The sequence below is a fragment of the Collinsella sp. An2 genome (genome assembly GCF_002160065.1).
GTDB lineage: Bacteria > Actinomycetota > Coriobacteriia > Coriobacteriales > Coriobacteriaceae > Limicola.
The window spans coordinates 57,263-79,035 of record NZ_NFJW01000008.1; the positions used below are offsets into that span (position 1 = coordinate 57,263).

21 protein-coding genes and 1 other RNA gene are annotated in these 21,773 nt (G+C 62.8%); 17 read left to right on the forward strand and 5 right to left on the reverse strand.

The window, feature by feature from the left end; genetic code table 11:
* Nucleotides 1-247 precede the first annotated feature (247 nt).
* From B5F33_RS11020 to B5F33_RS06530, 8 genes are all read left to right on the forward strand, one after another.
* The gene (locus B5F33_RS11020) at nt 248-1,570 is read left to right on the forward strand and encodes an FtsQ-type POTRA domain-containing protein (RefSeq protein ID WP_239284897.1); all 1,323 of its coding nucleotides are present in this window, start codon (nt 248-250) and stop codon (nt 1,568-1,570) included.
* A gap of 194 nt (nt 1,571-1,764) precedes the next feature.
* The gene (gene ftsZ, locus B5F33_RS06500) at nt 1,765-2,907 is read left to right on the forward strand and encodes a cell division protein FtsZ (RefSeq protein ID WP_087410999.1); all 1,143 of its coding nucleotides are present in this window, start codon (nt 1,765-1,767) and stop codon (nt 2,905-2,907) included.
* Nucleotides 2,908-3,098: 191 nt separating this feature from the next.
* Nucleotides 3,099-3,905, forward strand: coding sequence for a polyphenol oxidase family protein (locus B5F33_RS06505; protein WP_087411000.1), 807 nt, complete (start codon nt 3,099-3,101; stop codon nt 3,903-3,905).
* A 296-nt stretch (nt 3,906-4,201) separates the two neighbouring features.
* Nucleotides 4,202-5,077, forward strand: a complete 876-nt coding sequence (locus B5F33_RS06510) for a PhoU domain-containing protein (protein ID WP_087411001.1) — start codon at nt 4,202-4,204, stop codon at nt 5,075-5,077.
* Nucleotides 5,078-5,192: 115 nt separating this feature from the next.
* Nucleotides 5,193-5,930 carry a YggS family pyridoxal phosphate-dependent enzyme gene (locus B5F33_RS06515; RefSeq protein WP_087411002.1) on the forward strand — a complete coding sequence of 246 codons (738 nt, stop codon included), beginning with the start codon at nt 5,193-5,195 and terminating at the stop codon, nt 5,928-5,930.
* Nucleotides 5,931-5,992: 62 nt separating this feature from the next.
* Nucleotides 5,993-6,733 carry a cell division protein SepF gene (locus B5F33_RS06520; RefSeq protein WP_087411003.1) on the forward strand — a complete coding sequence of 247 codons (741 nt, stop codon included), beginning with the start codon at nt 5,993-5,995 and terminating at the stop codon, nt 6,731-6,733.
* Nucleotides 6,734-6,775: 42 nt separating this feature from the next.
* Nucleotides 6,776-7,018, forward strand: a complete 243-nt coding sequence (locus B5F33_RS06525; protein ID WP_255376257.1) for a YggT family protein — start codon at nt 6,776-6,778, stop codon at nt 7,016-7,018.
* Nucleotides 7,019-7,078: 60 nt separating this feature from the next.
* On the forward strand, nt 7,079-7,729 hold the full coding sequence (locus tag B5F33_RS06530) for a DivIVA domain-containing protein (protein WP_087411005.1): 651 nt from the start codon (nt 7,079-7,081) through the stop codon (nt 7,727-7,729).
* 94 nt (nt 7,730-7,823) lie between these two features.
* Here B5F33_RS06530 and B5F33_RS06535 read toward each other — a convergent pair whose 3' ends face one another.
* Nucleotides 7,824-8,351, reverse strand: a complete 528-nt coding sequence (locus B5F33_RS06535; protein ID WP_087411006.1) for a nitroreductase family protein — start codon at nt 8,349-8,351, stop codon at nt 7,824-7,826.
* 239 nt (nt 8,352-8,590) lie between these two features.
* An RNA gene (gene rnpB / locus B5F33_RS06540) (RNase P RNA component class A) lies at nt 8,591-8,951 on the reverse strand.
* Nucleotides 8,952-9,617: 666 nt separating this feature from the next.
* On the opposite strand from rnpB, the gene B5F33_RS06545 reads away from it, so the two are divergent.
* The 3 genes from B5F33_RS06545 (at nt 9,618) to B5F33_RS06555 (ending at nt 12,266) form a co-directional block, all read left to right on the forward strand.
* The gene (locus B5F33_RS06545) at nt 9,618-10,670 is read left to right on the forward strand and encodes an inorganic phosphate transporter (RefSeq protein ID WP_087411007.1); all 1,053 of its coding nucleotides are present in this window, start codon (nt 9,618-9,620) and stop codon (nt 10,668-10,670) included.
* A 113-nt stretch (nt 10,671-10,783) separates the two neighbouring features.
* Nucleotides 10,784-11,407: a DUF47 family protein gene (locus B5F33_RS06550; protein ID WP_087411008.1), complete on the forward strand. Its 624-nt coding sequence runs from the start codon at nt 10,784-10,786 to the stop codon at nt 11,405-11,407.
* Between the two features lie 223 nt (nt 11,408-11,630).
* On the forward strand, nt 11,631-12,266 hold the full coding sequence (locus tag B5F33_RS06555; RefSeq protein ID WP_087411009.1) for a YigZ family protein: 636 nt from the start codon (nt 11,631-11,633) through the stop codon (nt 12,264-12,266).
* 279 nt (nt 12,267-12,545) lie between these two features.
* On the opposite strand, the gene B5F33_RS06560 is transcribed toward B5F33_RS06555, so the two are convergent.
* On the reverse strand, nt 12,546-12,995 hold the full coding sequence (locus tag B5F33_RS06560; RefSeq protein ID WP_087411010.1) for a C-GCAxxG-C-C family protein: 450 nt from the start codon (nt 12,993-12,995) through the stop codon (nt 12,546-12,548).
* 326 nt (nt 12,996-13,321) lie between these two features.
* Here B5F33_RS06560 and B5F33_RS06565 point away from each other — a divergent pair, with 326 nt between their 5' ends.
* The 3 genes from B5F33_RS06565 (at nt 13,322) to B5F33_RS06575 (ending at nt 16,319) form a co-directional block, all read left to right on the forward strand.
* Nucleotides 13,322-14,602, forward strand: coding sequence for an O-acetylhomoserine aminocarboxypropyltransferase/cysteine synthase family protein (locus B5F33_RS06565; protein ID WP_087411011.1), 1,281 nt, complete (start codon nt 13,322-13,324; stop codon nt 14,600-14,602).
* A 111-nt stretch (nt 14,603-14,713) separates the two neighbouring features.
* Nucleotides 14,714-15,679 (forward strand): alpha/beta fold hydrolase, encoded by a 966-nt coding sequence (locus B5F33_RS06570; RefSeq protein ID WP_087411012.1) that lies wholly within the window; start codon nt 14,714-14,716, stop codon nt 15,677-15,679.
* A 58-nt stretch (nt 15,680-15,737) separates the two neighbouring features.
* A complete protein-coding gene (locus tag B5F33_RS06575) occupies nt 15,738-16,319 on the forward strand; it encodes a xanthine phosphoribosyltransferase (protein WP_087411013.1) in 582 nt (193 codons plus the stop codon).
* A gap of 167 nt (nt 16,320-16,486) precedes the next feature.
* Here the strand turns inward: B5F33_RS06575 and B5F33_RS06580 are convergent, their stop codons facing one another.
* Complete coding sequence (locus tag B5F33_RS06580) at nt 16,487-17,464, reverse strand: diacylglycerol kinase family protein (protein WP_087411014.1); 978 nt, start codon at nt 17,462-17,464, stop codon at nt 16,487-16,489.
* Nucleotides 17,457-18,845 (reverse strand): chloride channel protein, encoded by a 1,389-nt coding sequence (locus B5F33_RS06585; RefSeq protein WP_239284901.1) that lies wholly within the window; start codon nt 18,843-18,845, stop codon nt 17,457-17,459. The genes B5F33_RS06580 and B5F33_RS06585 overlap by 8 nt, the downstream gene beginning before the upstream one ends.
* Nucleotides 18,846-19,035: 190 nt before the next feature.
* Between B5F33_RS06585 and glp the strand changes: the two genes are divergently transcribed.
* The 3 genes from glp to modA all read left to right on the forward strand — a co-directional run bounded on the left by glp (nt 19,036) and on the right by modA (nt 21,749).
* Nucleotides 19,036-20,295 (forward strand): gephyrin-like molybdotransferase Glp, encoded by a 1,260-nt coding sequence (gene glp / locus B5F33_RS06590; RefSeq protein ID WP_087411016.1) that lies wholly within the window; start codon nt 19,036-19,038, stop codon nt 20,293-20,295.
* A 9-nt stretch (nt 20,296-20,304) separates the two neighbouring features.
* Nucleotides 20,305-20,778 (forward strand): MogA/MoaB family molybdenum cofactor biosynthesis protein, encoded by a 474-nt coding sequence (locus tag B5F33_RS06595; RefSeq protein ID WP_087411017.1) that lies wholly within the window; start codon nt 20,305-20,307, stop codon nt 20,776-20,778.
* 95 nt (nt 20,779-20,873) lie between these two features.
* Nucleotides 20,874-21,749: a molybdate ABC transporter substrate-binding protein gene (gene modA, locus B5F33_RS06600; RefSeq protein WP_087411018.1), complete on the forward strand. Its 876-nt coding sequence runs from the start codon at nt 20,874-20,876 to the stop codon at nt 21,747-21,749.
* Nucleotides 21,750-21,773 lie beyond the last annotated feature (24 nt).

The window sequence follows — 21,773 nt, forward strand, 5'->3', positions numbered from 1 at the left end:
CACGCCTGCTCCCGCGCCGGCTCGAAAACCCATCGGTTCCTATACCGCGACGCCCAAGCGCAAGCCTGCGCTCTCCACTAAGCAGGGGACAGCCTCGACCTCTCGCCGCGTCTCCGCGCCGAAGGGTTCCTCGGCGGTGCGCACTCCTGCGTCAAAGGCTGTCCAGCGTCCCGCCGCAAGACCCGCGACAAAGCCCGCTGCGAAGCCTGCGGCTATCTCTGTCGTGAAGGCTACGGCGAAGCCCGCCGTGAAGCCCACCAAGCGGGGTTCGGCGAAGGCCGCGGCCCTCCGCCCGCAAGCGTCGAGCGGGCACGTTGCGCCATCGTCCAAGGTCATCGGCTCGAAGATGCCGGCCGCGACCGCGCGCAAGCGCACCGCGCCGCGCATGACGCCCGGGCGTTCGCTTACCTCCGTTCCCACCTCGGGGCATAAGGTCGCGTCGAAGCCCACCTCTGCGGGCCGCAGCCCGTTGTCTGCCCTTGCTGCGCCCTTTGCGTTTTTGGGCAATGTCATCTCCCGCATCCCTCGTCCGCACCTTCCGGGCAAGGTGGTCGCCGCAGCGGCCGGCGCCCTCGTGCTGGTTGCCGTGGTTGCAATCGTCGTGGTCAACTCCGCCCTCTTCACGGCGACCAACGTCATCGTGAACGGCAGCGAGCACATTCCCCAGCAGACAGCCCAACAGCTCATCAAGGTGCCCGCCGGCACCACGCTGCTCAACGTCAACGAGTCGGCGATCGCCTCGTCGCTGGAGTCGAATCCTTGGGTGAGCGGGGTGACCATCGAGCGCGAGTTTCCCGACACGCTCGTGATCACGCCGACCGAATGGGACGTCTCGGCCATCGCCTATATCACGGCAAGCGACGTCGCGTGGGCCATTAGCAGCGATAACAAATGGATCTCGCCCGTCTCGCTCACCGTGACCGTCGACGCCGACGGCAACATCGTCTCCGATTCCGGCAGCGCCGCAGGAAGCACGCTTGGCAGTGACGCCGCATCGGGCGACGCCGCGGACGGAACCGACGCGGCAAGCGGTGACGACGCGACGTCGGAAGATCAAGCTTCCGGCACCGAGACCTCTGGGGACGACGCCGCTGCGACCGATGGAGACGCCTCCGGCGACACGTCGGACGGGACGGGCGACCAGGGCGCCGACACGACGGATGAGGGGGAGGTCACAAACAATCCCGACGGAACCCAGACGCTCACCGGTCTTGCTGCGGCGCAGGCCCTTGCGCGGCGTGACGGTGCGGTCCTGTTTACCGATATCGCCTCCGACGTGGAGCCTGTCTCGGGCCAGGAGGTCACCTCCGAGGTGATTCTTGCGGGTCTCGAGTATGCACGCGGCTTCTCGAGCGACTTCATCGCGCAGATCAAAGAGATCTCGCTCACCTCGGAAGAGGCGATCTCGGCAGATCTGGACTCGGGTGTCGAGGTGTCGCTCGGCGAGCCCACCGACATCGCTCTCAAGGAGCGCGTGGTGACTCGTCTGCTCGAACAGGAGCAGGGTGTGACCTATATCAACGTCCGTACGCCCGACAACTATTCGTTCCGCAGTGCACCCGACAGTTGATGACCGCATCTTTTCGGCGAACGGTTGCCGCCGCCACCTGCGCATTGTTCGCCAATTCCACAATCCAGGAGACCGGATTTGACCGCTACCTGCATTTTGTGCAAATATAAGGCGGTCTACCTCGACGTTTCATGTAAACTTGAACCTTAGAGTTTGACATAGTTTCCCGCAGTACCGTTTATCGGAGGACCGACATGCACGAGAACGAGATCAACAATTATCTTGCCGTCATCAAAGTGGTCGGCGTCGGCGGCGGCGGTACCAACGCGGTCAACCGCATGATCGAAGAGGGCATCCGCGGCGTCGAGTTCGTTGCCATTAACACCGACGCGCAGGCGCTTGCGATCTCGGATGCGGACATCAAGGTTCACATCGGAACCGACCTAACCCGTGGCCTTGGCGCTGGCGCGAACCCCGAGGTGGGTCGCAAGGCTGCCGACGAGTCCCGTGACGACATCGCCGAGGCCCTTGCAGGTGCCGACATGGTCTTCATCACCGCCGGCGAGGGCGGCGGCACCGGTACCGGCGCTGCTCCCATCGTCGCCGACATCGCTATGAACGACGTCGGCGCGCTGACCGTTGCCGTTGTCACCAAGCCCTTCACCTTCGAAGGCCGCAAGCGCAAGCAGGCCGCCGAGGAGGGCATCCGCACGCTGTCCCAGAGCGTCGACACCCTCATCGTCATCCCGAACGACCGCCTGCTCGCCACGGCCGAGAAGAAGACCACCATGCTCGAGGCCTTCTCCAACGCCGACGGCGTCCTGTCCCAGGGCACCCAGGGCATCACGGACCTCATCACCGTGCCGGGCGTCATCAACCTGGACTTCGCTGACGTCAAGACCATCATGAAGCAGGCCGGTACGGCCATGATGGGCATCGGTACCGCCTCTGGCGACAACCGCTCCGTGGACGCTGCCCAGCAGGCCATCTCCAGCCCGCTGCTCGAGAGCTCCATCGATGGCGCCACGCGCGTGCTGCTCTCCATCGCCGGCTCCAAGGACCTGGGTATCCAGGAGATCAACGACGCCGCCGACCTCGTTGCGAACGCCGTCGATCCCGAGGCCAACATCATCTTCGGTACCGTCGTCGACGAGTCTCTGGGCGATCAGGTGCGCATCACCGTCATCGCGACTGGCTTCTCCGACTCCAACGTCAACCGTCAGGACGACCTCTTCACCTCGAGCTCGTCGAAGTCGTCCGAGCGCGATTCGCTTGGCTCGCATGCGGCTCCCGCTCAGAAGGCTGCTCCGACGCGCAACATCGGTGGCACCGAGGTTCCCAACTTCGGTAACGACCAGTTTGAGCTGCCCGACTTCCTGAAGCGTGGCTCGTTCTAAGAGCATTTACACGTCCGTTCCGGAGCCCCTGTCGTCATGCTGACGGCAGGGGCTTTTGTGTGAGGGGCAGGCGTGTTGGAATCGTGAGCTGTGGCGTGGATGCGCCACTCTGGGTACATGTGCTGTGTACGTATGCGGTGGCGCACCTTGCCGAGGAGCGTCGGCGACACGATGGATAAGGAGGAGGAGTCATGAAGAGTGACGGACGGGATATCTTGCAGCGGGTGACGCGGGGCGGTGTGACGCTTGTGGGCAACCTGGAGGGGCCGGTTCCCTTTGGGTTTACCGAGCGCACTGGCGGCGTCTCGTCTGCGCCGTATACGTCGCTCAACCTGGGCACCCATGTCGAGGATGATCCAGTTGCCGTGGCCGAGAACCGTCGGCGCGTGCTTGCCGCCCTTGGTGCCGAGCCGTTCGCAGATCGTCTGATCGTTCCCAACCAGGTGCACGGCTCCCATATCGTGACGATTGCCGACAACGCGCCTGCCGCCGTTGAGGTTGCGCGCGCCGAGGCGACCGCAGGGGCAGACGCCGTCGTATGCACCGCTTCCGACGTACCTGTGCTTTTGTGTTTCGCCGACTGCGTGCCCGTGGTCCTCGTCGCTCCGTGCGCGTTTGCCGTTGTCCATTCGGGATGGAAAGGCACCGTCGCGGGTATTGCGGGGTTGGCTGCGCGCGAGCTTGTCCGCGCGTCGGGATGCCGCCCTGAAGATATCCGGGCATATATCGGCCCCCATATCCTGGGTGACGAATACGAGGTCTCCGAGGAGCTTATGGAGCGTTTCCGCAATAGCTTCCCGAATACCCGGGTGGGGGAGGGCCGCCTGCTTGACCTCTCGGCATGCATTCGGGCGTCGCTGAGGGATGCCGGCGTGGCCGACGAGGACATCTGGGACACCGGCCTTTCCACCATGAAGGACAACGACCGCTTCTTCTCGTATCGGGCCGAGAACGGCAGGTGCGGGCGCCACGGCGCCATCGCCATGCTGCGCGGCTAGGACCTTCACCAATCAGTCTCTATGCGACAAGAACAAGGTGCTCTGCTAGGGCGGGACACCTTGTTGCGTGTATGGGAGACACCCTGCGATGGCGAGCTCATTGCAGACCGTTCGCTAGCCGTTTCCTTACAAATCCTTAATGGTGAGTTTCTACACTTAACCAGGGTATGACAGCAGGCTCCCGCGTCTCGCGCGGCGACGTCCCGCGGGCCGTACCATCCGGTCGCTTTTAGGCGCCGGTTGCCGCCCCACGGGCGGAAGGCGCGTTTTGTGCACACACTGATTGGAGTTTTGACATGCGTAAACTGTATTCTCGCCAGCTCATCGAGGCTCGTCACGAGATGCTTTCCATCTACGAGGCGATCGACCTCACGCTGCATGACGCCGTGCGCGCATTCGTTGAGGGCGACAAGAAGCTCGCCTCCAAGACCAAGAAGAAGACCCTCAAGATCGACGCCCGCTGCGCCAACCTCGAGGCCGTCTGCTACAACCTCATCGCTACGCAGGCGCCCGTGGCTTCCGACTTCCGCCTGCTTCAGACCCTCATTTATACCGACTTCTGCCTGCAGCGCATGTGCGACAAGGTGCAGCGTGTCGCTCGCGCCGCAAAGCTCAAGGTGAAGACCGACATCGAGCTTCCTGCCGAGCTCATCGATCTTGTGAACCAGGAGGCGGCGAGCGTCTACAAGGTCATGGGCACCGCGGCTTCCGTGCTGGTGACCAACGACCTGACCCTGCTGCGCACCCTGAGCGGCCAGGAGGAGTCGGCGCACAGCATCTACGAGGAGTTCTTCCGCGCCTTCAACCGCATGTCCTCGGTCGAGCTGGCCGACGACCGCTCCTATGACGACTTCCGCCGCGTCATCATGGTTTCCCGCTACCTCGACCGCTGCGCGCAGTACAGCATCGACGCCGCGAGCCGCATCATGTTCCTGCTTACGGGGCAGCGCTGGAACAGCGTCGACATCGCGGGCTTCGACGAGGATGAGCTCGAGGCGCTGCGCGTGCCGTCCGGCGAGGGCGTCATCCTGCGCCCCGAGATCGATGCCGCCTATGTGGCCGACATTCCCGTCGACGAGGTCACCCCTGAGCTCAAGGCGCTCATCGAGAACCCGGTCGACGAGGACGACGACGATGACGACGAGTCCGACGACGAGGATTTCGACGCCTAGGCCATCGCCTCTGTGCGCTTATAAACCTTGCGTGTCCAGGGCGCGGCTCCGTTTCACGGGGTCGCGCCCTGCGTTAGTATGAAGGCGTACCAACGTGATAAAGAGGGTGTGTTCCATGACTGAATATCTCGACCTGATTCGCCGCCGTCGCGAGGAGATCATCTCTCGGGCTGATGCCGCGCTGACGCGGGCGGGGCGCTCATGGTCCGATGTGAAGGTCATGGCGGTGTCGAAGACCGTCGGTGTCGAGCAGGTTCTCGATGCGATTCGAGCGGGGTATCGGTTCTTTGGCGAGAACCGGCCCCAGGAGCTCGTGCGCAAGCTTGAGGGACTCGAGGCCGCCGGCGTAAGCGAGGACGTTCGCTTCGACATGATCGGCAACCTGCAGACCAACAAGATCAACGCCGTCCTCGGCAGGGCCGCCTGCATCCACTCCATCAGCTCGCTGCATCTTGCCGAGGCCGTCTCGTCCCGTGCCGAGCGGCGCATGGGGGAGGGGCTTCTTGCGGCTCCGCAGCCCGTGCTGTTGGAGGTGAATGTCTCGGGCGAGGCCTCCAAGTCCGGCTTTGCCCCCGACGACCTGCGCGCTTCCATGGACGCGCTGCGCGAACTTCGTGGAATTCACATCGAGGGACTTATGACGATGGCCCCCCGTGGGGATAAAGGACGTGCCCGCGAGACGTTCGCGGGACTCAGGACGCTTCGCGACGAGCTTGAGGCAACCTACGCCGACATGAGCCTGCCCGAGCTGTCCTGTGGGATGAGCGAGGACTTCGAGATTGCGCTCGAGGAGGGCTCTACGCTCGTTCGCCTGGGCAGGGTGGTGTTTGACCCGGCGTTTGAGCTAGAATAGACGAACTAGCGTTGTCCTTACCGCACCGCTCATCCATCGTGCACGCAGAGAGGTTGAGAGACGTGAGCTTCTTAGACGATATCAAGAGTAGGCTTCCGTTCGGTCAGAACCAGGGCTCGTATGGGCAGGACGGCTATGGCCAGGACGACGGCTATGGTGACGACTACTACGACGGCGCCGGTTACTCCGACGGCTATCAGCAGGATAGCTACGGGACATCCGCCGATGGCTACAGCGGCGGCGGATACAGCGGCTCCGAGCCTTCCACGAACGGCATCCTGGGCCAGACGCGCCGCGGCGAGGCTGAGTCCGTGGCGGTGTATACCCGCTCCGGTCAGCTCGTGGGCGACGCCGACCGTCATGCCACCACGTATAACCCGCCTTCGCGTCAGGACGGTTATCGTCCGGGTGCCTACGACACGCCTTCGAGCTATGCGGCGACCGTGCGCAGCCAGGCTTCGACGCCGGCTCCCACCCCGTCTGCGGTCGAGACGGCTCAGCACGCGAGCGCGATCTTGAACGCGACGCCGCAGCTGCCCGCCTACATCCTGCGTCCCGAGAGCTATGACGACGTCGAGACGGTCGTTCGCCGCGTGCGCACCAAGCAGCCCGTGGCCCTCGTCTTTGTTGGCGTGCGCACCGAGGTCGCCAAGCGCGTCCTGGACTTTAGCTACGGTTTCGCCTGCGGCCTGGGCGCTTCGGTCCAGGAGGTCGGCGACCGCATCTTCATGGTTCTGCCTGCCGGCTGCGAGGTCAAAAACTCCGACCTGCAGAAGCTGCGCGACGACGGCTACCTGAAATAACAGGGGGTTCTCATCATTACCGCATACTCGCTCGCCGAGCTAATCAGCACGCTCGTCAACTTCTACGAGATGTTGATTCTGATCTATATCATCTTGCGCTGGTTTCCTCTGCGCGAGGGTGGCTTGGCATATGACATCGCTGTGGTGCTTCAATCTATCTGCGAGCCGTTTCTGGGTCTGTTCCGGCGTATCATTCCGCCGATGGGCGGCCTAGACTTCTCGCCGGTTATTGCGATTCTTGCGCTCAATCTCATCGCTCGATTTGTAATAGGTATAATCGTTTAGGAAACGCAGGGCAGCCGTGCATGGATCGGCTTGCTCACGCGACGAAAAGGAGTACCAGACATGGCTATCACACCTGCAGACATTCAGGCCCAGACCTTCTCCGAGGCCAAGCGCGGCTATGATCCCGCCGAGGTCGATGTCTTCCTGGAGCATGTTTCCGCCGAGGTCGACGCGATGCTTTCCAAGATCGTCGATCTTAAGAACCGTCTCGATGCCGCCGAGCAGCAGCTCGCCGACGCCCAGGCCCAGCTTGCCTCTCAGCCGGTGACGGCTCCTGCTCCTGTCCAGCCCAGCATTTCCGCCTCTGAGCGTCAGATCTCTGCGGCCCTTATTTCGGCGCAGCAGACCGCCGAGGCCATCATCAACGACGCTCAGCAGAACGCTGAGCGCATCGCCAACGAGGCCGACGCGAAGGCCCGCGACGTCATTCGCCAGGCGCTGCAGGAGAAGCAGGAGGAGATCAAGGAGATCGATCGCCTGAAGGCTTCCCGCGAGGAGTTCAAGGCCGAGTACATCAAGCTCATCCAGCACTTCATGGACGATGCCCAGAACTCGTTCCCGCCCGAGCTCATGTCCTCTACGCCGGTGGGCTCTGCTGCGGCTGCTCCCGCTCCGCTTCCGGCGTCCGATCCCGAGCCCGCGCCCGCTGCGGCTCCGGTGGCCGACCCCTTCGCGCCGCTCGACAACTTCGGCATGGATGACCTGGACTAGGCCTGTGCCCATTCACAGAGAGTTTGCATAGAAAGCGCCGCTCCTCTCGGGGCGGCACTTTTGTCTTTAGGTGTGGGATAGGTGACGTAGTTTTTTAGAGCACGAACTCGTTACGAGGGATGCAGCGGGCCTCGCGGGCATCGGGCTCGGCGATGGTGTCTGCTGCATAGCCCAGGGTGAGCATGGATACCGGCAGCGTGTCGGCGGAAAGCCCAAACTCCTCGCGCGCGATGTCGGGGTCGAACATGCAGACCCAGCAGGTCTGCAGCCCCAGCTCCACGGCCTGCATCATCATCTGGTCGACCACGATCGAGGTGTCGATGAGCGACGAGTTCATGCCGTCGCCTCGACGCACCCAGGCCTCCTCGGTTTTGGCGCAGGCGAGAAGCACCACGGGCGCACCGAAGACGCTGCCGTCCTTAGCAAAGTGATGCGCCGCTTTGGTAGCCTTCTCGCGCAGCTCGGGCGTGTCGCAGACGACAAGGCGCGTGGGGTGGTTATTGTGGGCGGATGGCGCGATGCGGCCCGCCTCGATGATTGCGTCGAGCTTCTCGGGCTCGACGGCGCGCTTCTCATAGGAGCGGCAGGAATAGCGGGCGCGGGTAAGATCGGTGAAAGACATGGGGCTCCCATCGGTTGCGGTTGGCGTGTCGGCAACCTTATACCCCAATGATTGCGCGCAGAGCATCGCTTCGCGTTTGTAGTTGAGCACAATCGGGGGCACGGCGCGGGCCGGGTCTCAGGCGCGGAATCGGGTTCAGGCGTGAGGCTGGGTCCAAGACGTGGAATCGGGCCCAGGCGCGATACATCCCCGTGTGCGCCCATGCATACGAAGTGATACAGCCGATTGTTGGGAGAGAGGTGCAAAGCGGGCCTGTAAGCCGGGTTCTGTCGAGGACGGTCATTTATCTTGGCACACGCATCGCTGCGCGGCTCCTCGCACGCTACCCGGGCGCGGGCCGGGCCAACCCATAGCGCCCCTATTCGCGCTTGCTCCGGATGGGGTTTACCCAGCCGCCGTGTTGCCACGACGCTGGTGGTCTCTTACACCACCGTTTCAGCTTTTCCCTTTACGCTTGCGCGCAGGTGGGAGTCTTCTTTTCTGCGGCACTTTCCGTCGGATCGCTCCGCCTGGCCGTTAGCCAGCATCCTGCCCTGTGGAGCCCGGACTTTCCTCACGCCGGCGCCGAAGCGCCGGTCGCGCGACCGTCTGGCCCGCTTTGCGGGAGGTATTGTATCATGTCTGTTTGCCGCTCTCAGGGGTGCACATATTCTGCGAAGGGCTGCAAGTTGCCGCCTGTCGTAGTTAGTTGCCGTATCGAGCCGTCGCTAGGGAAACACTGAATATGAGCTTTCGCGGCGGCCCCTCGCACGTTCGATTCGGAAAAGGGCGTCCCTTTCCGGAATCGCCGAGTAGACTCTTAAGCTCCGAGCCATCTACCAGGTGTTTTGTCCGTCGGGCATCCTTGTCTACTCGGCGAATCGCGTTTCGGACGCCCTTTTCCGAAGCGAGTGAGCATGAGGAGGCGCAAGGAAGCTGTAATCAGCGTTTTCCTAGACGCTGCTTCGAGCCGCCGCCGAGAGCAGCCGCGCGTCTGCCTCACGCCCGCCGAGCGCGCTCATTCACCAACCCCCTCACCCGCGAACAGGGTATATCAGGAATCGGCTTACAAAACCCTTACAATCAATCACATGCGTAAGCTGTTGGCTAGAGAAAAGTAAAGTGTTACCCTGTTGTAGCGCAAATGAGACAGTTTGCCCACATAATCAGCTGACTTTCTCTTTACACAGCGCTCTCGGCCGTCCCTGCGGGTCGCCCGTCCCGCTGACGGAGCCAGATCCCGGTGCGTCGAGGTCCAGTTTGCATCTACTGGGGGAGTGGAACGTTTTGGACGTGACGTTGGGATTGTTTTTGCAGGAGCTTGCCTCCAATCCTATCCTCGCTATCACGGTGTTGCTCACGTTGGGCGTCATCTTCGTCAACGGTTGGACCGATGCCCCAAACGCCATTGCGACAGCAGTAACCACGCGAACCATCAATATTCGCCCGGCGATCATCATGAGCGCGGTCTTCAACTTCTTGGGCGTGCTCATCATGACCCTCGTCAACTCGTCGGTCGCTTCGACCATCTCGAACATGGTCGACTTTGGCACCAACACCGATATGGCGCTTGTGGCGCTTTGTGCCGCGCTGTTCTCCATCGTGGTCTATAGCGTCGGTGCGTCGATCTTTGGTATCCCTACGAGCGAGAGCCACAGCCTTATCGCCGGCCTTACTGGCGCGGCGCTCGCGGTGCAGGGCGGCCTGGACGGCGTAAACGGCGAGGAGTGGATCAAGGTCATCTACGGCCTCGTGCTGAGCCTCGCCCTTGGATTTGCGCTTGGCTGGGTGATCTGCAAGCTGCTTACCATCATCTGTGCCAACATGGACCGTCGGCGTACGAACAAGGTCTTCAAGTACGCGCAGATCTTCGGCGCCGCGGCCATGAGCTTCATGCACGGAGCGCAGGACGGCCAGAAGTTCATCGGCGTGCTGCTGCTGGGCGTGGCGTTCTGCAACGGCCAGCCCGATCTGGTGGGTGCGGTCATCCCTGTCTGGCTCATGCTCATCTGCAGTGTGACCATGGGCGTGGGCACAAGCGTCGGTGGCGAGAAGATCATCAAGTCCGTTGGCATGGACATGGTGAAGCTCGAGACCTTCCAGGGATTCTCGGCCGACCTCGCCGGTGCCATCTGCATTCTGCTCTCGACGCTGACCGGCATTCCGGTATCCACGACACATACCAAGACGAGCGCCATCATGGGCGTAGGCGCGGTGAAGCGTCTCTCGGCCATCAATTTCTCGGTGGTCAAAGACATGATGCTCACGTGGGTCTTCACGTTCCCGGGCTGCGGCCTCATCAGTTTTGTGATGGCTAAGCTCTTTATGATGGTGTTCTAGGCACCATATTTTCGTCGGTTCTCATCGAGCGGCCTCGGCGTGTGCCAGCCGTTCGAACAGGCGGGCGACGCCACTCTCGCGATCGCTTACTCTCCAAGCAAGGAGGAACTATCATGGCCAGGAAGAATGACGCGTTCTACTTTGACGCCTTCATCGCATGCGCGGACCTTTCATGTAAGGCTGCGCACCTGCTTTCCGAGGTGACTAAGAACTACGATCCCAATCGCATCGGCGAGGCTCTTGACGCCATGCACGAGATCGAGCAGTCTGCCGACGAGAAGAAGCATGAGGTGCGCGACGCACTGATCACCGCGTTCGTAACTCCGATCGAGCGCGAGGACATCGCCCTGCTGAGCCAGCACCTGGATGACGTGACCGATCGCATCGAGGGTGTGCTGCACCGCCTGTACTTCGACAACATCCAGGTCATGCGTCCCGACGCGCACGAGATGGTGGATATGATCTGCCGCAGCTGCGAGGAGATGCGTGAGCTCCTGGGCGAGATGGCTCACTTCAAGCGCTCGAAGACCCTGCACGACCACGTGATCGCCCTGAACTCGCTCGAGGAGGAGGCGGATCACCTGTTTATCAAGGCTATGAGGACCCTCCATACGACCTCGACCGATCCGCTGGAGATTCTGGCGTGGCGCGAGGTGTATATGTTCATGGAGTACTGCGTCGATTGCTGCGAGAGCGTGGCAGACACGGTCGACAGCATCGTGATGAAGAACTCCTAATGCGTTTTCACCGCGGGTGAGTTCATCATCCTGTATGTAATTCGGTTTGAAGCGAGCGGTCCTTCGGGGCCGCTTTTGCTACGGCGCTGTTTTATGTGGGGCGGCAGCCGTCTTACGCTGAGGTTGCAGAGCGTAGCCGCGCTTGGGCTTTGGCGGCGATGTGGCTCACAGATACAATGGGGTGCGGACACATTAAGGCGAACGGCGAGGAGCGGGGCGTACGATGGAAAGTTATATCACGGTTCGTGCGGGGTATGAGGCGCAGGCCGAGTACGACGACCGAAAGAGCCGCTTTATCGCCCAGTTGGTCCACGTTGAGAGCGAAGACGAAGCGGCGGAGCACATCGCTCGCGTGAGGGCGCGGCACTACGACGCGCGCCACAACGTGCCGGCTTGGATCTTGGCCGATGGCCGCGAGCGTGCGAGCGACGACGGTGAGCCTCAGCGTACGAGCGGCATGCCGACGCTTGAGGTGTTGCGAGGAGCCGGCCTGCGCGACGTGTGCTGCGTGACGACACGTTACTTTGGAGGAACGCTGCTGGGGCCCGGAGGGCTCGTCCGCGCCTATACAGCGGCGGCTCAAGAGGCTATCGAAGTCGCCCGTGCGCAGGGAATGCTTGTAGAGATGACGTCGGTGGTTCCGGTGGACGTTGGGGTGGCCTATTCCCATTACGACCAGATGCTGCATTTGATCGAACAGGCTGGCGGTAAGGTCTCATCGAGCGATTTTACCGATGCGGTAGCTATCCATGTGGTTTTCAAAGAGGGGGACGAGGTTCCGTTTTTGGCAGCTCTGACCGAACGGTTCGCTGGACGCGAGCAGGTTGAGGTCGGAAAGCCGCGCTTTGCCGAGTTCTAAGTGAGCGGCGGGTGAGGGACGAGCGCCTTACGTGTGCGCTCTCTCGAAGTTGCGTGCGGCCTTTTCAAGTTGATAGACGGATTCGTCCATTTTTTGGTCTTTGGACACCTGAAAATGGCCCTAAAGCTCTATCAACTTTAAAACGGCGCACGCAACTTCGTTTGAGCGCACGTAATTTCACCTGAAGGCACGTACCTTTGTTTGAGGGCTCTCGGCTGCAAGGCGTGTAATACTGTTTGAAGGAATGTGCCTGTGCTGAAAACCGGGACCCTGGCTGTTCTACGCGCGGCTTGCGTCGATGATGTCGCAGGAGAAGCGAATCGCGTCCTCAATGCAGCCAGGGCAGCTGCGGATCGCGCCGCCCTCGCGGCCGACACCCTTGAGCTCGCGGCAAATGGTGGTTCCGTTCTGCTCGACAAAACGGTCGATCAGCTGACGAACGAGCTTATAGGTGGAGCCCTTCGTGGTGCCAGGCTGTTCAGTGCCGGCGCTGGTCAGCTGGCTGAGGATCATGACGGCAGCCGAGATGGCGCCGCAGGTTTCGGTCATACCGCCCATGCCGCTTCCAAAGCCCTCGGAGAGGCGATAGGCGGCATCGGCATCGGCGCCCACCAGGGGAGCGAGCACGCATGCTATCGCCTGCGCGCAGTTGTAGCCATACTCGGAGCGCAGGGCGAGGGCTTGGTCGACAAGTTGCGGGGCGATGGTGGCGAGGTTCTCTTCGGTCATGGCGATCCTTTCTGTGGCGCGGCGTACGTGCATGACTGGCGCGCGAACGCGGGCGAGCGCCGGCCTCGGTGATTTCATGCTCAAAGACCACCTATTGTGGCACAGTTCGATGCTGTGAGGTGTCGGGCCTGTTGCTTGGATCCGGCGGGCAACGTCTGAGGGTGCCGACATTCCTGGGCGGCACCTGCCGTTTCGGGAAGCACGGTGGCAACTGTGTTAAGAATGGCCTCCGGCCAGTCGGGGTCCATCGTAAGCAGCTAAGCTTATCTGTTGCTGGCGATTGCCGGCGCAGATGAATCGAGACCGTTGCGCGAAGGAGTGAACGAATGGCAGAGCATATTGGAACGACCTGTGTTCAGGGCGGTTATCGACCCGGAGACGGTGAGCCGCGCCAGGTGCCCATCTATCAGTCCACCACATGGAAGTACGATACGTCCGAGCACATGGGCAAGCTCTTTGACCTTGAAGAAGCTGGCTACTTCTACACGCGCCTTCAGAACCCCACGAACGATGCCGTTGCGGCCAAGATCTGCGAGCTTGAGGGCGGCACGGCCGGCATGCTCACGAGCTCAGGCCAGTCGGCAAACTTCTTCGCGCTCTTCAACATCGTCGGAGCGGGCGACCACATCGTGGCGAGCTCGGCCATCTACGGCGGATCCTACAACCTGATCGCTCACACCATGCACCGCATGGGTGTCGAGAGCACCTTCGTGGCGCCCGACTGCACCGACGAAGAGCTCGAGGCCGCTTTCCAGCCCAACACCAAGGCAGTCTTCGGCGAGACCATCGCCAACCCCGCGCTCGACGTGCTCGATATCGAGCGCTTCGCGGTGGCGGCCCATGCCCACGGCGTGCCGCTCATCGTCGACAACACCTTCCCGACGCCGGTCATGTGCCGGCCCTTCGAGTGGGGCGCCGACATCGTGACGCACTCCACCACCAAGTACATGGACGGCCACGGCGCCTGCGTCGGCGGCGCGATTGTGGACTCCGGCAACTTCGACTGGGATGCCCATGCCGACAAGTTCCCGGGCCTCACCACGCCCGACGAGACCTACCACGGCGTCGTCTACACGCAGAAGTTCGGCCAGGGCGGCGCGTTCATCACCAAGGCGACGTCTCAGCTCATGCGCGACCTCGGCCCGATCCAGTCGCCGATGCATGCATTCTTCCTTAACAGTGGCCTGGAGAGTCTGCACGTGCGCATGAGGCAGCACGTGAAGAACGGTCAGGCAATGGCTGAGTTCCTGCACGACCATCCGAAGGTCCGCTTCGTGAAGTATCCGGGCCTGCCGTCCGACTCCAGCTATCAGCTTGCCCAGAAGTACATGCCGAACGGAACCTGCGGCGTGGTGAGCTTCGGCTTTGAGGGCGGTCGTTCCGCGGCCGAGCAGTTCATGAAGAACCTGCATGTCGCGCAGATTGCGACGCACGTGGCCGACGCCCGTACCTGCGTGCTGCATCCCGCAAACGCGACGCATCGCCAGATGAACGACGAGGAGCTCGCCGCCGCCGGCATCGCGCCGGACATGGTGCGTCTCTCGTGCGGCATCGAGGACACCGACGACCTCATTGCCGACGTCGACCAGGCGCTCGACACCATCTAGCAAGAGTTGCCGCTTACGCCCCAGATGCCTGTTCTGAGAACCGGGCGTCTGGGGCTTGGTGTATCACAACGTCGCGACACACCGCGACCCGGGGTACGGAAAGGGGATGGCATGCGGTCTGAGGAGCTGAGATATCCCAGCGCGGACGGGACGTCGAAGGTCCATGCGATGCTCTGGCTGCCCGATGCCGCCGATGCGACGGGCCCATCGACGGCGCTGCGCGGCGTGGTCCAGCTGGCGCACGGCATGTCCGAGCACATTGGACGCTATACGGGGTTTGCCCAGACGCTCACCGATGCGGGGTTCGCAGTATGTGCGAACGATCATATCGGCCACGGCCTGACCGCCTCCGGCCCAGATGACCTGGGGCACATCCCTCTGCACGGCGGGGTCGATATGCTTCTGTCCGACATGCGCACCCTCCAGACGCGTACGGTCGAGATGCTTGCGCGTGCGGGCTACACCAACGTGCCCTATGTCCTGTTCGGACACTCGTTGGGCAGTTTCATGGTGCGCGTGTATCTGACGCGCTATCCCGAAGGGCTGTCTGGCGTAGTGATATGCGGCACGGGCCAGCAGCCGCGCCTTCTCACCGATGTGGGCCGGGTGCTCACGCGCTTCATTGCCGCCGTGCGGGGGGAGCGCTATCGCAGCCATCTGATCGATGCCTTGGGGGTTGGGGCCTACGCCCGCGCCGTCAGGGGCGCCGCCACGCGAAACGACTGGCTTTCGACCGACCCTGCGGTGGTGCAGGCCTATCTCGACGACCCGCTCTGCGGCCAGGTGTTCACCGTGGGAGGCTATGCGGCGGTGTCTGCGCTCGCGGGCGACGCACAGCGACGGGACCTGCTCGCATCTGTGCCGCGCGAGCTGCCGCTTTTGGTTATCGCGGGCGCCGAGGACCCTGTGGGGGACTGTGGTGCGGGCGTTCGGCGCGCGGTCGCACAGTATCGCGACGCCGGCTTCAGCGATGTCGAAGAGCATATCTATTCGAGCATGCGCCACGAGATTCTCAACGAGCCGGGGCGGGCTGCTGTATATGCCGACGTGCTGGACTGGCTCGACCGACACCTGTGACGAAGCCTCCGCGTGGTATTCTGCTTACAATTCATTCACACGGGCGAAGGGGAGCGCCATGAAGTTGTTGGAAGACCGTATTCTCAAAGACGGCGTTGTCAAGCCGGGCGGCGTGCTCAAGGTGGATGCCTTTCTTAACCACCAGTGCGACGTCCAGCTATTCGATGCGATGGGCGAGGAGTGGGCACGGCGTTTTGCCGGCACACCGGTGAGCAAGATCTTGACCATCGAGGCCTCGGGCATCGGTATCGCGTGCGTCGCGGCGCGCCATTTTAACAACGTGCCGGTGGTCTTTGCAAAGAAGGCGCCTTCCATCAATCTGGACGGCGACCAGTTTGCCACCACCATCTACTCGTTTACCAAGCAGCGCGAGTATCCGGTCATCGTGGGAAGTAGATTCCTCTCGCCGGACGACCACGTCCTCATCATCGACGACTTCCTGGCAAATGGCTGCGCGCTCGAGGGTCTCATCCGTCTCTGCGATATGGCGGGAGCCACCGTCGAGGGTATCGGCATCGCCATCGAGAAGGCGTTTCAGGGCGGTGGCGACGCGCTGCGCTCGCGCGGCTTCCGGGTGGAGTCACTCGCTCGCATCTCGGCCATGGACGGTGAGACAGGGGAGCTCACCTTCATCGAATAGCATTCGTCTGTCGGGCACATGACCCTGCTGCAAACGGTGGTGCGGCAGGGAGAGCATCAGCGATCCACGCGCTGGGTCTGCGATGTGTGTGGATTGCTGCGTTTGAGGCGCTGTTGCTCACGATGGAGCGACAACATGTCGAAGGTTCCTGTTCGCGGCGCGCTGTATCAGAGACGCGTGTTGTTGGGCCGAAGAACGGAGATGGCATGTGGCACCATGCTTACCGTCAGCCGCCGTGCGTGAATGCGCTCTCCGTCCGCCTGAATGGGATAGTCGTCACCGCCCAGGGTGAACGCTACGCGCCGTGCCTGGCCCATGGTGACCAGCCGGGAGGTCACATGCCTGCCCATTTTCGCGCGTACAAAGACCGGGATGGCGCGGATGCGAGACACGGGGCCGACGGCATGGCAGGTGTCGAACAGGCCGTCGGTCGGGTCTGCTTGAGGACAGATGCGAAAGCCCGAGCCGTAGGTCGGGCCGATCTGGACGGCCATAAAGATGAGGTCACACGCGCGGGGAGCTTCATCGTCTATAGCGATACGCGCAGGGAAACTGCGATAGCCGGGGCCGAGCACCGAGAAGCTGCTGGCCAGATAGAGCGCCGTACCCGAGAGCGGGCTGCTCTTGCGGAGCTCCTGCGTGCCGAGAGCGATGGCCGCATCGAGGCCGATCGAGAAGGTCTCTACAAAATACTCTGTTGCTGTCGCGCCTGTGTCCATCACGTCGATACGTCCGACATCCATGGATACGCGCTCGCAGGAAAGCAGGTAGGAGATGTCTGCGTGCGCGCCGCGCGGAAGCCCGAGGGTGCGGGCGTAGTCGTTGCCGGAGCCCACGGGAACCACCCCGAGCGTCGGCCGATCGGCCGCGGGGCGCTGCATGAGCCCGCAGACCACCTCGTGGACCACGCCGTCACCACCCAGGGCGACCACGGTGTCGAAACCCATGGCGTCGCGAGCGAGCTCGACCGCGTGGCGGGGACGCTCGGTGTAAACGAGGGTGGCCGAGGCCTTGTCGGGGAGCTGTTCGGCAAGAAATCGCCGAAGGTGCTCTGCGGATTCGCGGGCGTCTCCGGAATGTGCGGCGGGGTTGGCGATGATGAGGACGCGTCCCAGCGGGGAGCGGGCATTCCGCTCGCTAGACATCGAGGTTCTCCTCGGCGGCCTCGTGGCGACGGATTGCCTCGTCCACCGTCAGGTTTTCGTCGGCTTCAAGCGAGCGACGCTTTGAGGTGACGATGCGCTGCGCGGGATAGACGCCGCGATGTCCCGCGACGAGATAGCTGATAAAGGCGACGATCACCATGTAGGGCGCCGCCTGGCCTCCGAACATGTCGATGGAAAGCATGATGGTGGTGACCGGTACGTTGAGGGCGGCTCCGAACACGCCCACCATGCCAAGCGCGGCCATGAAGCTGGGGCCGAGCCCGGTGATCTGTCCGAGCCATCCTCCAAAAGCGGCGCCGATGTCGAAGAGCGGCGTCACCTCGCCACCCTGAAAGCCCGCACCGAGGGTGAGCGCGGTCATGACGAGCTTGATGAGGGCATCCGTCCAGGAGGTCTCGCCGCGAAAGCCCGCGCCCGTGAGCCATTCGGCAAGGCCGCCGTAGGCAAAGAGGTCGCCGGCGACGTAGACGGCAAGCAGCACGAGCGACCCGACGAGTGCGGCGACCAGATAGTTTTGGAACCGCTGGGAATAGAAGCGCTTGACGACGCGGATGGCAAGCGAGAACAGACGTGCCACGAGGCCAAACGCGACGGCGCAAACAACCACGGCCACAACCGTTACAGGCCCCATGGCGGGAACGCTCGCTATGGTCTGCCAGCTATGGGAGACGCCGAGCGCACGTGCCGTCGCGTCGCCGATAAACGACGCCGCAAGGCAATAAAGGCCGGCGCGATAGTTGAGCTTACCGACGGTGCACATCTCCATGCCGAAGAATGCTCCGGCGAGCGGTGTGCCGAAGACGCCGCCGAAGGCAGCGGAGATACCGCCCAGCATAACGTCCTGGCGATCGCGTCCACGCAGCTTGAAGATACCTGCCACGTTGCTTGCGATGGTGCCGCCGATCTGTACGGCCGTGCCTTCGCGACCGGCCGAACCTCCCGCGAGGTGCGTGGCGACCGAGCAGATAAAGGTGAGGATTGCCATGCGGGCGTGAATGGGGGTCCCCTCGAGCGAGCTGTCGATCACGAGGTTGTTGCCCCGCGCGGCTCGAAGACCATGGTTGCGGTAGACCCATGCGGTGGCGACGCTCACCACGGGAAGCAGCGCGAAAAGCGCCAGGTTGCGTTCGCGTGCAGCAGTGACCAGCTCGAGCGCCGACAAGAACGCCCATGCCGCCGCGCCCATGAGCACGGAAACGACGACGGTGAGCGCGAGCGTGCGCAGGGTTGCACGCATGTTGCCCAGGTCTCGGCGCGTGTCTGCGGCAAGCGACCGCTCGGTGCGGATGAGCTCGTGGCTTATGAGGTCTACGATTCCATGGCCATGATGGTCGCCAAGCGACGCGTTCTGTTGAGGCACGGGCATGGGGCTCCTTCGAATGGGTGGATTGTGCACGGACGCACGGGAGCCATTATAGGACAGAGCACAAGGTGGGACGGCGCGTAGAGGAGGTGAGGCTCTGGTATGGTAACGCGCGAGGTAGCATTATACTTGTTCGAGAATATTGCTGCGAGCGTCGGGTCACCATCCGGCGAGGGAAGGGAAGCATATGCAGGAGAACATGATTCCGCTCGAGGAGGCGCGCGCCATCGTGCTCGACCACGTGGCTCTTTTGGATACGACGGTCGTTCCGGCGTGGCGCGCGGTGGGGCTGCCGCTTGCTGAGGACGCGACGACCGATATTGACCTTTCTCCGTTTGCCAACAGCGCTATGGACGGCTATGCCGTGCATGCGTCCGACCTCGCCGAGGCTTCGTCGCAGGCTGCCGTCGTGCTGGACGTCGTGGGCCACGAGGCGGCGGGGCATGTCTTTGACGGCGAGGTCAAGCCCGGCCAGGCGGTGCGCATCATGACGGGCGCGCCCATGCCTGCAGGTGCCGACGCCGTGGTGAAATACGAGATCGTCGAGGTGCTCGAGGGCGATGGCAACGAGGGCTCGAAGGTGTCCTTCCATGCTCCTGCCAGCGTTGGCGACAATGTGCGCGAGGCCGGTCTCGAAGCTCATGCGGGCGAGGTGGTCATGCAGGCGGGCGAGGTCGTTACGGCCGCCGGTGCAGGGCTGCTCGCTTCGGCAGGTTGCGCCGAGGTGCGGGTCCACCGCGCGCCGGTGGTCGGCATCCTCTCGATCGGCACCGAGCTCGTCGATCCCTCGACCGTGCCTGCGCGCGGCCAGATTCGCGATGCAAACTCGTCGGTCCTTTTGGCGGCGGCCATCCAGGCGGGGGCAGAGGTGCGGTTTGGCGGTATCGCGCCGGACGATGAGGCCTCCATTGCGCAGGCGGTGCTGTTGCTGGTCCAGACCTGCGACTTCGTCGTGACGAGTGGCGGGGCGTCGGCCGGCGACTACGACTACGTGACGGCTCTTGCGCGGCGCGAGGGCGAGGTGCTTTTCGACCGCATTTCCATGCGTCCGGGCAAGGCCATTACGTTTGGCCTGCTGCATGGCGTGCCGTTCCTGGGTCTTTCGGGCAATCCTGCGGCGGCGGCCGTGGGCTTCGAGATGCTTGCACGTCCGGCTATTCGCAAGATGCTTGGCCACACCGCGTTTGAGCGTCCAGTCCAGACGGCTCAGGTGCTCCATGACGTTACCAAGCGCCAGGAGCGTCGCTTCTACGACCGCGCGTGCGTGTCGCGGGATGCAGATGGAAAACTGCAGGTGCGTTCTGCCAAGAGTCAGAATTCCGCCCTGCTGGGAACCATGCACCGCGCGAACTGCCTGCTTATGGTGCCGGAGGGCATGCGTGGCTATAGCGCGGGCGACGAGGTTCCGTGCGTGCGCATCGACCTTCCCGAGGGTGCAGTTATCTAGGAGGTAGCCATGGACCTGCGTTTTTCTATCGTCACCTGCTCTGATACGCGCGGCCTTGACGAGGACGAGGCCGGTGCGGCGCTCGAAGAGCTCATTCGCGGCCAAGGCTGGTCGGTTGCAAGCCATGTTGTGGTGCGCGACGACGAGCAGGAGATTTCCTGTGCGATCGTTGACGCTGCGGACGAACGCCATGTCGACGTGGTGATCACATGCGGCGGCACGGGACTTTCGCTGCGCGACGTGACGCCCGAGGCGACCCGGTCGGTGTGCGACCGCGACGTGCCCGGTATCGCCGAGGCCATGCGCGCCTACTCCATGACCAAGACGCGGCGCGCCATGCTCTCGCGCGCCGTCTGCATGCAGCGCGGCGGCACCCTGGTGATCAATTTTCCCGGGTCGACCAAGGCGGCACGTGAGAGTTGGGAAGGTATCTACGACCAGCTCGAGCACGCGGCGAAAATGACGGCGGGCGGCGGTCACTGAAAACAATTATGCTGCCATATTATTCTTAGTTGAGTATAATTCGACATGAGGATATACGGGACGCCGCACGGACGGCGACGAGGGAAGGGGACGATATGTTCGACCACATGATGAGCCGCAGGACTTTGATTAAGTCGGGCGCCGCAGCCGCGGCGGCAGGTATGTTGGCGGGCTGCAACAACGATGCGCAGGCTCCTACGGGCTCTGCCGGCAGCTCCAAGCCGACGGCAACCGATGGCGACGCGGTCGAGCTGCAGATCTTCGCCGCCAACTCCCTCGAGAAGGCCATGCCCAAGGTCCAAGAGCTCTTCACCGACGAGACCGGTACCACCTTCGCCGACACGCAGTTTCGTGGCTCGGGCGATCTGGTGGAGCAGATGACGGCTGGCGCCCAGGTGGACGTTCTCATTACCGCTTCTGCAGGCACCATGGATGACGCCGAGGATGGCGAGCTCGTTGATCCCGACACCCGCGTCGACATGTTTGTGAACGACCTGGTGATCGTTGCTGCTCAGGACTCCGACATCACGATCGACTCCCTTGAGGACATCGTGAACATCGACGGCAACATTGCGATTGGCGAGCCGGGCGCCGTGCCTGCAGGAAAATACGCCAACCAGTCGCTTGCCTCGGTTGGCCTGTACAGCGACGACTCGGGTGCGAACGGCGTGTACGATGCATCGATCGCCGACCGTGTGAACCAGGCGAACAGCGTGGGTACCGCGGCGCAGTACGTGTCCTCGGGCGAGTGCGTCATCGGCTTCGTCTATACCTCCGACGTCTACCGGTATGATGGCTTGAAGGTCGTCTACACCGTTCCGGCCGAGGCGCATAGTGCCATCGTGTACCCCGGTGCAGTGGCCACCACGAGTAAGAACCCCGACGTCGCGCAGGACTTCATCACCTTCTGCATGGAAAACGAGGACGCGTTGGCCATCTGGTCGCAGTACGGCTTCGAGCTGGCAAAATAGCGCAGGTTCCTATGCGTTTCGGGC